Origin of the sequence: Kocuria subflava, from assembly GCF_012163155.1 — a bacterium.
In the GTDB taxonomy this organism is placed as follows: domain Bacteria; phylum Actinomycetota; class Actinomycetes; order Actinomycetales; family Micrococcaceae; genus Kocuria; species Kocuria subflava.
Map to the genome: position 1 here is coordinate 1 of NZ_JAAVUN010000120.1, position 717 is coordinate 717.

The following is a 717-nucleotide window of genomic DNA, read 5'->3' on the forward strand; positions in this document are numbered from 1 at the left end:
GTCTCGTTGTGTGCGTCCTGGTTCGAGCTCATGAAGGCCTCCTGGTCGATTGTGGTTGCCGTGGCTCCGAAGAGCGCTCGCCACCAGCCTATTCATCAGTAGCCTGATTAAAAACCCCTCCGCCGATTTAGGGGTTGTTCCGTCTATTCGGCTCCATAGGGGGGAACAACCCCGAACTCGGCGCAGGGAGGAGGCGGAATGGGCGGGTAGCGTTGCCGAATGACCAGTGACGACCTCCGCCGCCAACTCGACGCCATCTTCAACGCGCGTGACCGCGCGAACATGGCGCCGACCATCGAAGCCTTCGAGGCTCTCCTGGCGAAGCATCCGGGCGACCCCGAAGTGCTCTTCAAGGTGGGCGGTGCCTATGACACCGCGGGTCAGGAGCAGCGGGCCTTGGAGTTCTACGAACGGGCCTTGGACGCGGGGTTGGGCGGGGACTCCCTTCGTGCGTTCTACCTGCCGTACGGGAGCACGCTCAAGAACGTCGGGCGGATCGAAGAGTCCTTGGTGGTGTTCGAGAGGGCGCGGGAGCAGTTTCCTGACGACGCCGCGCTCGTCGTCTTCCATGCGCTCACACTCCATGAATCTGGACAGCATGGTGCAGCTCTGGGGGAAGTCCTCACCATGGTGGCGGACTGCTTGGATCGCCCGGAGATCGTCCGATATGGGCCTGCCATCCGCGGATATGCAGCAGCCCTGACGGAACAGGCCTAA

At 62.8% G+C, this 717-nt stretch carries 1 protein-coding gene; it reads left to right on the top strand.

Features of this window, described 5'->3' with window-relative positions; all coding sequences use genetic code 11:
* The first annotated feature begins 219 nt into the window (after positions 1–219).
* Positions 220–717 (top strand): tetratricopeptide repeat protein, encoded by a 498-nt coding sequence (locus tag GTW58_RS13300; RefSeq protein ID WP_168023585.1) that lies wholly within the window; start codon positions 220–222, stop codon positions 715–717.

What these genes read in the sequence shown, in the direction of transcription:
- GTW58_RS13300 (WP_168023585.1), top strand. Translation starts at nt 220, where the DNA reads ATGACCAGTGACGACCTCCGCCGCCAACTCGACGCCATCTTCAACGCG.